This is a genomic window from Exiguobacterium sp. s150 (assembly GCF_018618435.1).
Classification (GTDB): Bacteria; Bacillota; Bacilli; order Exiguobacteriales; family Exiguobacteriaceae; genus Exiguobacterium; species Exiguobacterium alkaliphilum.
On the sequence record NZ_JACSMC010000006.1, the window covers coordinates 1 to 12,892 of the forward strand.

13 protein-coding genes are annotated in these 12,892 nt (G+C 53.3%); 10 read left to right on the plus strand and 3 right to left on the minus strand.

The genetic code is table 11. The features are described from left to right. The first annotated feature begins 210 nt into the window (after window positions 1-210). The 6 genes from KNP76_RS04855 (at window position 211) to KNP76_RS15990 (ending at window position 5,453) form a co-directional block, all read left to right on the plus strand. Window positions 211-525, plus strand: a complete 315-nt coding sequence (locus tag KNP76_RS04855; protein WP_211779438.1) for an ArsR/SmtB family transcription factor — start codon at window positions 211-213, stop codon at window positions 523-525. A 23-nt stretch (window positions 526-548) separates the two neighbouring features. Then, window positions 549-1,472, plus strand: coding sequence for a cation diffusion facilitator family transporter (locus KNP76_RS04860; RefSeq protein ID WP_211779439.1), 924 nt, complete (start codon window positions 549-551; stop codon window positions 1,470-1,472). Window positions 1,473-1,769: 297 nt separating this feature from the next. After that, complete coding sequence (locus KNP76_RS04865; protein WP_214843128.1) at window positions 1,770-3,044, plus strand: hypothetical protein; 1,275 nt, start codon at window positions 1,770-1,772, stop codon at window positions 3,042-3,044. A gap of 11 nt (window positions 3,045-3,055) precedes the next feature. Further along, on the plus strand, window positions 3,056-4,300 hold the full coding sequence (locus KNP76_RS04870) for a hypothetical protein (protein WP_211779441.1): 1,245 nt from the start codon (window positions 3,056-3,058) through the stop codon (window positions 4,298-4,300). Window positions 4,301-4,548: 248 nt separating this feature from the next. Then, window positions 4,549-4,929, plus strand: a complete 381-nt coding sequence (locus KNP76_RS15810; protein ID WP_246514167.1) for a hypothetical protein — start codon at window positions 4,549-4,551, stop codon at window positions 4,927-4,929. After that, window positions 4,857-5,453, plus strand: coding sequence for a methyl-accepting chemotaxis protein (locus tag KNP76_RS15990; protein WP_276514396.1), 597 nt, complete (start codon window positions 4,857-4,859; stop codon window positions 5,451-5,453). Before KNP76_RS15810 ends, KNP76_RS15990 begins: the two co-directional genes overlap by 73 nt. A 31-nt stretch (window positions 5,454-5,484) precedes the next feature. Here KNP76_RS15990 and KNP76_RS04880 read toward each other — a convergent pair whose 3' ends face one another. Next, window positions 5,485-6,141 (minus strand): M48 family metallopeptidase, encoded by a 657-nt coding sequence (locus KNP76_RS04880; RefSeq protein WP_214843131.1) that lies wholly within the window; start codon window positions 6,139-6,141, stop codon window positions 5,485-5,487. A gap of 115 nt (window positions 6,142-6,256) precedes the next feature. On the opposite strand from KNP76_RS04880, the gene KNP76_RS04885 reads away from it, so the two are divergent. The 3 genes from KNP76_RS04885 (at window position 6,257) to KNP76_RS04895 (ending at window position 9,853) form a co-directional block, all read left to right on the plus strand. Further along, window positions 6,257-7,447 carry a MalY/PatB family protein gene (locus KNP76_RS04885; protein ID WP_211779443.1) on the plus strand — a complete coding sequence of 397 codons (1,191 nt, stop codon included), beginning with the start codon at window positions 6,257-6,259 and terminating at the stop codon, window positions 7,445-7,447. 64 nt (window positions 7,448-7,511) lie between these two features. Beyond that, window positions 7,512-8,720 (plus strand): hypothetical protein, encoded by a 1,209-nt coding sequence (locus KNP76_RS04890; RefSeq protein WP_251137345.1) that lies wholly within the window; start codon window positions 7,512-7,514, stop codon window positions 8,718-8,720. Then, window positions 8,717-9,853, plus strand: coding sequence for a hypothetical protein (locus KNP76_RS04895; protein WP_214843139.1), 1,137 nt, complete (start codon window positions 8,717-8,719; stop codon window positions 9,851-9,853). The genes KNP76_RS04890 and KNP76_RS04895 overlap by 4 nt, the downstream gene beginning before the upstream one ends. A 62-nt stretch (window positions 9,854-9,915) precedes the next feature. Here the strand turns inward: KNP76_RS04895 and KNP76_RS04900 are convergent, their stop codons facing one another. Both KNP76_RS04900 and KNP76_RS16025 read right to left on the minus strand, forming a co-directional pair. After that, window positions 9,916-10,923, minus strand: a complete 1,008-nt coding sequence (locus tag KNP76_RS04900; protein ID WP_214843140.1) for a tyrosine-type recombinase/integrase — start codon at window positions 10,921-10,923, stop codon at window positions 9,916-9,918. A 12-nt stretch (window positions 10,924-10,935) separates the two neighbouring features. Further along, entirely contained in the window at window positions 10,936-11,997 is a 1,062-nt protein-coding gene (locus tag KNP76_RS16025; protein ID WP_214843142.1) for a GGDEF domain-containing protein, read from the minus strand. Window positions 11,998-12,362: 365 nt separating this feature from the next. On the opposite strand from KNP76_RS16025, the gene KNP76_RS04910 reads away from it, so the two are divergent. Then, window positions 12,363-12,767 (plus strand): CoA-binding protein, encoded by a 405-nt coding sequence (locus KNP76_RS04910; RefSeq protein WP_211779447.1) that lies wholly within the window; start codon window positions 12,363-12,365, stop codon window positions 12,765-12,767. The last annotated feature ends 125 nt before the right edge of the window (window positions 12,768-12,892 follow it).

Sequence of the window (12,892 nt, forward strand, 5' to 3'; positions counted from 1 at the left end):
GTCCGCAATCGATGGCTCACAATGCCGCAATCCCTTGTCCAACGGACTTTGAGTCACATGATGGTCGACATATGTCACTGAGTGGTACCGAACATGGCATTTGATGGTAAATAAAATGGCAGAGGCGGTAAAAACTCGTGGCCGTAATCAGTTTTACCCATGTGGTATTATATATATGAACGGAAAATCATATGAGAGGAATAAGAGCATATGGATACATCAACATCTTCGCCAATCAATAAAGAGAAGATTCAATCAATAAGCAAATTATTCAAAGTGATTAGTGACCCTACACGCTTGTCGATTCTCTTTCTCTTACAGAAAAAAGAACTCAGTGTTGGAAACATTGTGCTTGCATTGGATATGGAACAGTCCGCGATTTCACACCAACTAAAAATATTGAAAGATTCACGTTTAGTGAAGGCAAGAAGAGAAGGGAAAAGCATGGTTTACAGTCTTGATGATCTTCATGTTTTCAGTATTCTCGAACAAGTCTTAACTCATATCAATGAACAAGAACAATAAAAGCTAATAAGGTATAAAACTAAATGGAGGTTTTTAAAATTTCAAAGTCAGAGAAACAAGAAAATCACTCGCACCAAAATCAACCGAATAAGAATATTAAAATTGCTTTTTTCACCAACTTTATTTTTTCCATGATTGAATTTTTCTTTGGGTCTCTTTTCAATAGTGTGTCAATTATGTCCGACGCCGTTCATGATTTAGGAGATTCCATTTCTATTGGATTCGCTTGGTTTTTCCAGGGGTACTCAGAAAAGCAGCAAGATGAACAGTTCACTTTTGGTTATAACCGCTTTTCATTATTAGGGGCGTTGATAACTGGAGTAGTACTGATCGGCGGCTCATTTTTTATGATTTACCGAAGTATCCCACGTTTGATTGATCCGCAACCGGTTAATTACAGTGGCATGTTTTGGCTTTCACTCGTGGCTATTGGATTGAATGGATATGCGGCTTGGATTCTAAGCAAAGGGTCATCTAAAAACGAAGGCATGTTGAACCTGCATATGCTAGAAGATGTATTAGGGTGGATTGGGGTCTTGGTTGTGAGTATCGTAATGAACTTTACCGAGGCTTATCGATTGGATCCAATCTTATCGATTTTGATAGCACTCTATATCCTCTATAAAACTGTACCTGAATTTTTCAGTACAATGAAAATTTTATTGAACGGTTCGCCGGAAAATGTAAACGTAGAGAACCTGGCGAACTCCATTAACAATATTCCTGCTGTAAAGGACCTCTCTCATTTTCACATTTGGTCACTGGACGGAGAAGAAAATGCCCTTATCGTTACGGTTCTTATAGACTCTTCCGATATAAACAAGACTAGGGAAATCAAAGAAGAAATTGCAGAGCTTGCCCATACATCGGGTGTAAAGGATCATATCACAATAGAAATAACTACAAGTAAAGACGAACTGGAAAAAGGGTATGCTTATGGCAGTTAAAGTATTTATATATTGAAAAAAGGACTATTTTAAATCGAGTAGGAGACTAGTCAATTAATGGCTAGTCTCCTACTCGATTTATTAGTGCAAAGCACCCCTTAAATTTAATGCAAAATAAAATTACAATTTACACCAAGTCATCGCACGAGACGTCGAGACTCGACTGACACGCGCCATCGATAACAGCATCTGAACAGATCACCCGCTACTATGGCGGGTTTTCTTATTTCATTGAAAGTAAGTAAATGGTAAAATTGGATTATCAAACAAAAAGGGGCGGTACGATTGAAGCCGAAGTTGATTGTAATCGCGTTGAGCATGCTCGTCCTCTCGGGGTGTGGGGACGAGCGCGACAGCGCACTGAAATTAGATTATATCGATGAACATTGGATCGTCGGACATTATTCGCTAAATCAGAAGGCAACGGCGGACGTCGGTACGGTACTCGAGGCGTGTACGGGGGACTTGACGACGACACTCGAGGGCGAACTGACCGTGCACGACACGATCGTGGTGAGTCGTCCGCCGTTCACGAACGCAGGTGATGACTTTATGTACAAGGCGGTCACGTATGTGGAAGGGGACCAACTGTACGCAGTCTGCCGGGACATGGTCTCGCCGAATCTCCAGGCCGAAGTCGTTCCATCGTTCCCTGAACAAGTCGTCACTTCCCAACCGGTCGACCGGGCGCCGGTCGTGTTACCGGTCTCAGAATCGGCCAAGAAAGCGTTCCTCGAAGCGGATGTGTTGCAGGACCATCCGTTCAAGCTCGAGCCGTTCGGTGATGCCGTGTTCGCGTTCTCGCAGGCGCTCTACGGTGAAATCGAGATTGCGATCGACGGCTGGCCGCCGTTGTTCCCCCTTCATATGTTTGAACCGGCGTCCGCTGGAATCGGGGACATTCAGATGATGCTCGCGTCGAGCGAGACCGAGTCGTTACCTTATATCTTAATGCGATACGGCGACGGATCCGTCTCTTCCCAACCACTCGAAGTGACGTTCGATGCGGAGATGGCGGCCCCTCGCTTCGAGTCGCTCGAGATTGAACGGCTACCGATCGATACGGGCGCCCTCATGCCGGACGTTTCCTACCCGGTTTTCGCCTTGCATTATGAGAAGGATGGAAAGTCCGAGACGTCTGAAATGACGTTCACGTATCGGGAAGGGACGTTCAGTACGGAAGAAGACCGCGACTTGAGGCAGCAGTTCGCAGACGAGCAGTTGGGGAATCAAAGCGCGTCACCCTCTGTCTACGTCCATAAAAGACCGTTCAACTTTGACGAGACGCTCGGCTATCCGGATGTCCTCAAGGCGGCAGGCACCGATTTTAACGAGCTGATCGAGGCGATCGAACTGGCCGAGCCCGTCAAACGGGGCGGCGATACGGGTGAGTACCCACTGTTGACGATTGTGGACGGATTGAAAGGACAGCAGTTCGCCATTTCGTTCAAACAACGGTCGAAGAAGCGTGACGTGTACGTGACGGACCAGTTGACGGACCGGACGTATAAATTGACGAGCGCAGGGGCCGAGACATTCTTCTCGTACTTCCCGGATCTGAAAAAGAAATGAGTGGGGTGAACATGAAGAAGCGGACGTTAGCGGCACTCTCGCTATTGTTGGTCGCTGCGGGTTGTTCGGAAGATGTGGACGTCGTCCGCTATGGCCATATCGAGGAGCACTGGCAAGCCGAACAGTTTAAACTAAACGCACGAGATCAACATGTCGACGCGGAAGCGTTATTACACCTATGCGAAGACGATGAACGCTTGTCGGAACTAGACGGTGAGACGTTTTCAGTGCTCGGGATGGCGTATGCGACGCGTGCCCCGTTTGTAACCGACGACTATGATGGATACGCCTTTACCGAAGTGACGTACGTCGAAGGAGACGCGGTCTATGCGCTCTGTCGGTCGAACGAAATGGAAGGATACCGCGCCGCCAAGCTCGAGGACCGGCCTCCTTATTTTAAAGACGAAGTCGGAATGGAGATTTCACTTCTTCCGACCGTCAATCTCGCGACCGAGAGAGAGCGAGACGCGTTAGATGAACCGGATGCCTTCTATCAGGAAGGACACGATATTCGCGTATATCCTGACACGCTCATGACCATCTCACCCGGATTAAGCGGCACAATCGAGTTTAAGATCGGGGACAAGATTGTCGACTTCCCATCCCTTGACTTCAATCCACAGTTCGGCGAGCAACGGAAGTTCGTGGCATTAGGCTACGATGCCTTGACGAATCTTCCTCATTTTTTGTTATCCCATGACGGTGTTCACTACAGTACGAGCGTCATGAAAGATAGCGACATCCTCCTCAACGGTGCAGATCATCTTTCTGTCCGTCCCCTATTCAAAGAAAGGGATATGGAATCAATGGCATTGATTCCGCTGTACGACCTTACGATCGACACGGGTGGACACAAGAGCTCGAAGACCGTGTCGATACGTTATCGTCCGAGTCTGCCGGGTACCGGTGCGGACGATCCAAATGAGAGATCGGTCGCTTATCTTCACAAATACCCTTACCACTCGGATGTGCCGCTCCCGTTTCCGGACGCCGTCAGCGTGAGCGGAGAAGCTTATGAACGATTAGTCCGAGCGCTCGAGACCGCAACCCCTTCGACAAAAAGCGGTGAAACGAAAGACTATGAGCATTTGACGCTGCTACATGGGAATCTCGGGCAACAGTTCGAGGTGAGTTACCAACAGCGGTCGAAAAAAGTCGACGTCTTTGTGAAAGACATGAAGACCGGTGCGGGGTTCAAACTGTCGAGCGTCGGGGCGGAGACGTTCGAGGAGTTGTTCCCGCAGGCGTTCGAATGACCGGGGACAACAATCGGCACTCCAGATTTATGGATTGAATAGCATGCCTCAGGAACGCCTAAACTTCGGGCGTTCTTTTGTTGTGATGAGCAGTAAACAACTGGTAAATACTTCGAGTTTAAGATATTGACCATCTGTATAAATCCTCACTAGCCGGGACTATTCGCACACGGTAAACTAAAATTTCCAGCACGTTAAAGGAATAAAGTCCTAATATAATTCGAGATAATAAGGTGGGAATAATCGGAATGACACAACATTCGAATCGCACGCTCACAGCTCCTGACGTCCTCACGACCATCGCCTCGAATATGGCGATGATCCGATTTGACCGACAACGTCTCGTCGTCGATGTGAACGACTTGTTCGCCAAGACGATGAAATATCGTCGAGACGAGATGATCGGCATGCATCACCATTTGTTCTGCACGCCCGAATTTGTCGGCAGTCCTGACTTCAAGCGTTTTGGAACAAGTTGTTCAGCGGTTTCAGCGCAAGTGACAAAATCGAACAGATTGATGCACACGGTGAATCGATTTGGCTCGAGGCGACCTATATGCCAATCTTTGAAGGCGATGAAGTCGTTAGGGTCGTTAAAATCGCTTCGGATATCACCGAGCGCCAATTGACGATTGAACGCTATGCACGCACGTTCCAAGACATGGCCGGAGACTTGGACGCTCGTGCCCGGAGCGGGATGGAAGAGAGCCATCATTTGAAACAGACGATTGAACGACTCGAACGGGACGCGTCGGTCAATTTGGTTACGCTTGGCAAACTCCAAGACCAAGCCAGTGAAATCACAAAAATCGCCAGCACGATAAAAGAGATCGCCGCCCAGACGAACCTGTTGTCGCTGAACGCTGCCATCGAGGCGGCACGGGCCGGGGAACACGGCCTCGGGTTCAACGTCGTCGCGACCGAGGTCCGGAACTTGTCACGCCTCGTAGAACGGGCCGTCATCGAGGTCCGGGCGAACACGAACGGGATGAACCGAGAATTGACCTCCATCGTCGACGGCGTCTCACGCTCGAACGAAGACATCCATGCGAGCGTCACCATCATGGAAGACACGTTGCGGCGCTTCGCGAGCATCGAGCAATCGGCGGATTCATTGAACGGCACGACGGTGGCGTTCACGGGTGCAATTTAAAAAAACCAATCGACAAGGGCGAAAGCCTCGGTCAATTGGTTTTTTTGATTTGGAGCGTGTGCCCGTTCGCTTTAAGCCAAGACGTCGCCGTCTTGACGTTCGGATAGATCGAGGCGACCGTCGACCAGAACGCTTTTGAATGGTCGAAGTGGACGAGGTGGGCCCATTCATGGGCGATGACGTAGTCGAGTACTTTGGTCGGCGCGAGCATGAGCCGGACGTTGATCGAGATCGTCCCGGTCGAGCTACAGGAGCCCCAACGCGCCTTCTGATGCCCGATGCGAATCTTCTTTGCCCGGACGCCGAGTGTCCGTTCATATAGGAGTGAACGCGCGGTGACGTAACGGAGCGCCTCGACACGAAGGAACCGTTCATAGGCGGCACGGACGTGCGTCTCGTCCCACGTGTCGGGACAGATGAACGTGTCCTCTTCGAAGGCGAACGTATCGATGTTTTTCCGTCGGACGAGCGGCACCGTCTTCCCTTGGAATAACAACGTATCGGACGGCAATGCCGGCACGTGTGGAAGCGCCGCGAGCCGATCGTTGATCCAGTCCTTATGGTCATGCAAGATGGCCTCGACCGTCCGATTCGGGAGCCGGGCCGGGATGCGCAACTCGATTCCTTCAGGCGTCACGAAAAAGGCGGCGTATTTTCTGCGTTTATGGCGGATGACTTTCACGGTCATCGGTCTCACCCCCTCATCTTCTCGCTCGATTATAGAACACGTCTCGGAAAACCGCCACGCTTTTGCCGACAAGCCGATTGATATTTTTGATACAGTAAGGACAGGAGGGATGACTATGAAATCAATCTTACATCAAACGCTCGACCGGACCGGGACTGACTCGGTCAAATGGGACGGCCTCGAGCGCTGGTTCCGTTTGAAGTCTGACGTATTACCGTTATGGGTCGCCGATATCGATATCCGGACCGCACCAGCGATCAGCGAGGCGCTCGCAGCACGCGCGGCGACCGGGGAGTTCGGCTATACGCTGTTCTCACGTGAAGCGCAACGGGCGGTCAGTTCCTGGTATGGACGCCGTCACGAGACCGAGGTCGACCCGAACCACGTCTTGTTCTCGAACGGGGTCGTACCGGGGCTCACCCAGATCGTCGAGGCGCTCACCGAGACGGGGGACGGGGTCGTCATCCAGTCGCCGGTGTATCCGCCGTTCCATGAGCTCGTGACGGGGCTCGGGCGCGAACTGTTCGATGCGCCGCTCGAGCAAGTGGACGGTCGGTTCGAGATGGACTTCGTCGCGCTCGAGGAGTCGATGCGCCAGGCGAAACTGTTCCTGCTCTGCTCCCCCCACAACCCGGTCGGCCGGGTATGGACCGAGGAGGAGTTGCAGCGCGTCATCGAACTGGCCAAGCGGCATGACGTCATCGTCGTGGCCGATGAGATCCATGCGGACTTGACGTTCCCGACACAACGACACGTCGCCCTCAACCGCCTCGATTCGAACGTCATCACGGTCAGTGCGCCGTCGAAGGCGTTCAATATCGCCGGGCTGTTCGCTTCCTATATCATCTGTCCGGACGATGTCTGGCGAAAACGGATCATCCAAGTCCAGAACAAGCATCACGTCTTGCCGACGCCGTTCGCGAACACGGCCATCGTCGCGGCCTATACCGACCCGCGTGCCGAACGATGGCTCGACCAGCTGCGCGCCGAGCTCGAGGAACAGGCCGACTATCTCGTCGGACGAATCCAAGAATCGTTGCCCCGGCTGACCTGTTTCATGCCGGAGGCGAGCTATCTGTTGTGGGTCGACTTCGCGGCGCTCGGGCTCACCCCTGATGAGCGGAAGAAATGGTTGCAGCAGGACGTGCGTCTCTTCCTCTCCCCTGGGCTACCGTTCGGTATATCGGGACAAACGTTCGAGCGGATCAACTTCGGGACACGCCGCGCCATCCTCGACGAGGCGATTGAGCGCCTCGTCCGTCAAATCGGTGAGACGACACAACCCGAAGGAAACGCGTTTGTATGAAACGAGAAACGGGAAAAATTTCACAACGAGCCGACAGACGAGGCGGGAGAAAGCAGGTGAGATGATGGAGATCAATTGGAAGAAAAAGATGGAGGAGCAGTTAAGACGGAGCGGCTTCACGCTTCAAGTCGAGAATATGGCTAACATCGGGATGACCGAGATTCATGCGACATCCTCTCCGCTCATCTTTTACCCGCTCCGGATTCGGCTTTATGAACGGATGGGGTGGCTCATGTGCACGGTGGACGCAACGACCGTGAACCGCAGTGACGATCATCCATTGTTCGAGCGCATGGTCGCCGCGGTGTTCGAGCGGATCGTACGCCATCTCTATAACGCCTATGGCTTTCACTTATTGACGTATATCGGAAACACCGGGAATTACATCGCCCCGAAAGAGTCGGAGACGGGGGAGATCGTCCGCTTGCTCGCTCAACTGTGGAACGACCGGTCTTATTTACATCTAGAGACGTATGAGGAGTTTCCCGCCCTTTACGTGACCCCGCCTTGGGCCCATCAGGCGTACGCGCTCGAGAGCACGGACGATGAGTGGATCGTGTATGCGGGGCGGAGTGGTCGGCCGGCGACCGATTATCGCGCCGACGGGACCGTGCTTCGTCCCCACCGGCTGAGTGAAGGGGATCTCTTCTTCCCCGTCGACCGCATCCCGAAAGAGCCGGGGGCACTCGCCCTCGCTGAGTGGTTGCGGCTCGAACGTCGGGAAGTCGAGGACTTCATGCTCGCCTTCATGCGGACGATTCGAAAATTCGATCCATCGTTCGGTTTCGCCTGGGGCGGGACGGAGACGTTCTTTCACGGCGTGCCCGTCGAACCGTACGCCCAAGTGCTCCGACTCGAGAACGGCAAACGCCGCTATCGCGTCATGAACAACTCGGCGAAACGGCTGTTCGCCGTCGCTGACGACCCATTGGAATGCCTGAACGAGGTCGAGCAGACGCTACGGACGGTGCGACTACCGGACGACCGCGTCTCGTCGCTCGGTCAGCTCGTGATGGGGATTTGGCAACAGTTCGAGTCCGATGAGTCGACCTACATCCAAGAAGTCGCCTACCGTGGCATCTCCCAGTTCCAAATCGAGGAGAAAATCGGGCACGCCCTTTCCAACCAGCAGCGTATCCGCTGGATCGAGAAGACCGATCCGCACCAGTCCGTCATCGAGTATGCCTATTTGCGGATCACGTTCCCGAAACGACCGCCTGGACTTGTCACCGTCGAACCGATCGAATCCCCATACGAAAGAGGTGCCTTATGAGAATTGTCGATGCACGCGCGATGCCGATTAGTCACGAAGACCTGATTGCCGTGACCGAATCGTCTGTCTATTACCGACAGAAGCGAGGCGAGACCGCCTTCTCGATTTATCGTTACGTCGAGGAGGACGGGGCCGTCACCGAGATCAATCAACGTACGTATGAAGATTACGGCATGGCCAAGCTGTTCATGAGTGATGGGCGTGTCTACTTTCTGAACGAGGCGCCAGACCGTACGGGTGTCGTCCGGACAGAACTTGTCGCGCTCGAATATCGGACTGGACGAGAGGACGTGCTCGCGACGTTCGAAAAGCGAGGGAACAGTACACTCTATTGGGTGCTCGGCGACCGCTACTTCCTCTTCTTGACGAGCTATGGGACGACGGACGAGGCGTGGCTGTTCGACGTAGAGACGAATCAACAGGAACGGATCCGAGACGAACGTCTCATCGGTCAGGCCGGCCGGTTCCGCGAGCTGTATTTGTTTACAGCTTCGTTCGAAGGCGTCCCTTACATCATTTGCAACGCCCGACTCGACGAGTTTGACTATTATGAGGCGCTCGAGTCCGGTCTCGTCTCCCCGGACGATCCAATCGATCACTCCGAGGCGATTCTCGTTTGTTCGCTCGACGAGGCGGTCGATGCGATTTGGTCGAAGGCGGAGCACATCCCGTTCGATGACCTGATTCGCCTGCACGGGGAAGGGGACACCGTGCAATATTTGGGTGAACGGGACGGGAAGCTCCGCTTCGCGGCCTTCATCGACGAGGCGAACGAGGAGACGATTTATGAACTGACGGCACCGGACGTACTGCGTGAAGTCGCCGTCATCGACTGGGGCGCCTACGAGCCGCTCGATTTCACGTATGACGATGTCAGTTCGACGATTTTCATCAAAGTGGAGGAGTCGGACGAGCACACAGAACTGATCGATGCGACGTCCGGCGCCCGTTTCCTCGACACGGCTCCGTTCGAGCGTGTGCTCGGTGGGACATACTTCATCCATGAGTCGGCTGAAGGTGACCAAGGCGTGAGCATCTTCCACCTCGAGGCGAACGAACGCCAACGGTTCGAGAACGCATATTATACTGTGCTCGACGAGACGATCATCATCTTGTCGACACGTCAATTATGAAAAGCACCCCCGTCCTCATCGAGAGAGCGGGGGTGCTTCACGTCTTTGGTTTACATAATACATTATAGTAAACCTGTTATTGCCTGTATTTTTTTCTCATCACCGATATGGGCATATACTTGCGTCGTCGCGACCGATTCATGGCCGAGCAACTGTTGAATCGTCAAGACATCGACCCCGGCCATCGCCAGACGCGAGGCAAACGTGTGACGCAGTTTGTGCGGCGTCACTTGCTTGTGTACCAAGAACGATAGATACGGTTTCAAGCGATCGATGTGACGCTTGAGCATATGTTGAACCGTGCGGACGGAGAGTCGCTCTCCCTTGTCATTTTTGAAGACGGGGCCGCGTTCTGAACTCCATTCGGTCAGGAGTGCCACGAGCGGGGCGGCGAGGGGGACGATTCGTTCCTTGTCGCCTTTTCCGATGACGCGCATCGACCTCGTCGTCAAGTCGATGTCGCTCCAATCGAGTCCCGTCAGTTCCGATACACGGATGCCCGACAGGCCGAGCAATTGGATGATGAGGAAATCGCGCTCGCGATTCCGCTCGTACCAGGCGGCCTCGCGGTCGCTCATACCGACGTTGCTGCGCACGAGCGTCGAGAAATCGAGCCATTCGGACTCCGTTAAATAGACGGGGTTACGTTTCGCTCGTTTCGGGCGCTCGACAGTTTGGAACGGGTTCGTCCCCGCGACGCCGGTCTCGATTAGGAAGTGAAACAGTGACTGCATCGAGGACAGTTTGCGGTTGATGACGCTCGCGGCGTTGTCGAGCTCGAGGGCGAGATACGTCGCATACGCCTCGGCCCCGGCGTGGTCGAATTCGGCGAATGAGGCGGCCTCGACCGTCCTCGGGTCGACCTTGACGAGGCTCGCAGCCTCGACCCAGCGGAAAAAGTCGTCAAAATCGTACAAATAGCGCTGAGCCGTCTGTTTCGAATAATGTTTCGCCGCAAGATGGTTCAAGAACCGTTGGATGAAGTCGGGCATTCGGTCGTAGCCGTTCAAGTCGAATCGACGTACGGTTGCTTGGGTAGGGGTTTGACCGAGTTGGCGAAATAGATTCACGGAATCACTCCTTTAAAAACTGATCGATGAGATGACGCGGTCCTTGCCGGCCTGTTTGCCGGCGCGCAGGAAATCGTCCGCCTCCTTGACGAGGCGTTCGACCGCTTCTAGTGTTTTGCCATCGCGATGGGCGACGCCGATCGTCATCGTGACGTGAAGGCGAGCCCCCTCATAAATCGTTTCGGTCGATTTGATACGGCTAAGCAGCTCGTCGAGCCGTTCGTCAATGTCGGCCTCTGTCTCCCCGACGAGGAAGAGTAAGAACTCTTCTCCGCCCCAACGGACACAGACGGCGTCCGTCCATGTCAGCGTCGTGGCGACGCGGCGCAAGACGAGGTCGCCGCAATCATGACCGTGCCGCTCGTTGAACGCCTTGAAGTGATCGATGTCGGCCAGAGCGACGGCGTACGGTCGGCCTTCCTGCACCGCACGCGCGACGCCCTCCTCGATGCGTGACGTCCCGGTCAGTCGATTGTAGAGACCGGTCAGGCCGTCGCGCGAGGCGAGGGTATGCAGCCGTTCGTTCGTCCCCTCGAGCTCGTTCGTCACTTCGACGACCGATCCTTCGAAGATGAACGACAGTCCTGCAATGAGCCCGATCGTCGACAAGAGGCAGAACAAGCCGAGCGCTTGCTCGAAGGCGGGCGCAAGCGCTTCTGTGCCATCCGACACGAACAAGTAAAGCGAGCCGTAAATCGCCATGGCGATGCCGGTCGTCGCGACGCGCGCACCTCGATTCACGTTCGGCATGAAGAACACGCCATAGGCGACCATGATGATGAAGTAATGAACGTTCGCATCCCAACCGAGGACGATCGTTGAGATGACGGCATTGTAGACGACCTCGACGAACAGGCCGACGAAGAATGTCCGATAGTAGCGTTTATGTACGAAGTAAAACGAAATCGTGTAATACAGCACGCTGGCGACGTTCGACCAGGCGAGCAACATGACGTCGAGCCGTAAAAAGGTGACGAAGAACACGACATGAATCAACCATGCGAGCGCGTTCCCGTATAATGTGATGCGATAGTTATATAACGTACCGCGACGTTCCTCATAGGTTGTCCCCACGCGAACACCTCCTTTACTCAGTATATCGAAACCGGCTCCATTTGCACATATTTGTTTCGAAATTCGAGTCAATCGCTCGCCATCGACCCGCTTGGAACGGTCGTTATCCTTGCGTGAAATAGATATTTCACGCAAGGTTTGATTGCGTACAGGTTCGCGCCAATTTGCACGGTTCTCATACGCCCCGTTCGTGAAACTGAAAAAGACGCCAATGAACATGGTTTACATAATAATTTATAGTGAACCAATTGATTTGTTTTAAAAAAAGAAAAGAGTTACAGTTGTATGGAATCTGAAAATAAACCTTGAAACAGGGAATGAGGTAACGGTACACTGAGAACGTAAACAAAAGGGGGCAAACTAGAATGGATGACCAGCATTTGAAACGATTGCTCGAAGAAGCAAAGACGATCGCCGTCGTCGGGATCTCCTCGAACCCGAACAAGACCGCGAATCAAATCGCCGACTATTTGTTGTTGCAAGGCTACACCGTCATCCCGGTCAACCCGACGCTCGAGACGTGGAACGGACGGAAAGTGTATCCGACCGTCGAGAGTATTCCTGGCCATATCGATATCGTCGACGTCTTTCGTCGCAGCGAGTATTTGGCCGAGGTCGCCGAGGATGCCGTCCGACACGGGGATGTCGGGCTCATCTTCAACCAGCTCGGTCTCTCGAGCGCTGACGCGGAACGGATCGCCCGCGAAGCCGGGATCGATTACGTCGAGAACCGATGCATCTATGTCGAGCACGCCCGCTTGATCGGTTAAGACCTGCCTCCTTGGCAGGTCTCCTTTTTTTCACGTGCCTCGCGCGTCGGGGGCGGGCTTGCCAGAATCGAAAAACAGCTATACAATAGGAAAGAAAACGAACGTGTGTTCGAAATTGAGGTGAC

Coding starts and splice junctions, on each gene's coding strand:
- KNP76_RS15990 (WP_276514396.1), top strand. CDS start 4,857: ATGCCAATCTTTGAAGGCGATGAAGTCGTTAGGGTCGTTAAAATCGCT.
- KNP76_RS04910 (WP_211779447.1), top strand. CDS start 12,363: ATGGATGACCAGCATTTGAAACGATTGCTCGAAGAAGCAAAGACGATC.
- KNP76_RS15810 (WP_246514167.1), top strand. CDS start 4,549: ATGACACAACATTCGAATCGCACGCTCACAGCTCCTGACGTCCTCACG.
- KNP76_RS04855 (WP_211779438.1), top strand. CDS start 211: ATGGATACATCAACATCTTCGCCAATCAATAAAGAGAAGATTCAATCA.
- KNP76_RS04895 (WP_214843139.1), top strand. CDS start 8,717: ATGAGAATTGTCGATGCACGCGCGATGCCGATTAGTCACGAAGACCTG.
- KNP76_RS04890 (WP_251137345.1), top strand. CDS start 7,512: ATGGAGATCAATTGGAAGAAAAAGATGGAGGAGCAGTTAAGACGGAGC.
- KNP76_RS04885 (WP_211779443.1), top strand. CDS start 6,257: ATGAAATCAATCTTACATCAAACGCTCGACCGGACCGGGACTGACTCG.
- KNP76_RS04860 (WP_211779439.1), top strand. CDS start 549: ATGGAGGTTTTTAAAATTTCAAAGTCAGAGAAACAAGAAAATCACTCG.
- KNP76_RS04880 (WP_214843131.1), bottom strand. CDS start 6,141: ATGACCGTGAAAGTCATCCGCCATAAACGCAGAAAATACGCCGCCTTT.
- KNP76_RS04870 (WP_211779441.1), top strand. CDS start 3,056: ATGAAGAAGCGGACGTTAGCGGCACTCTCGCTATTGTTGGTCGCTGCG.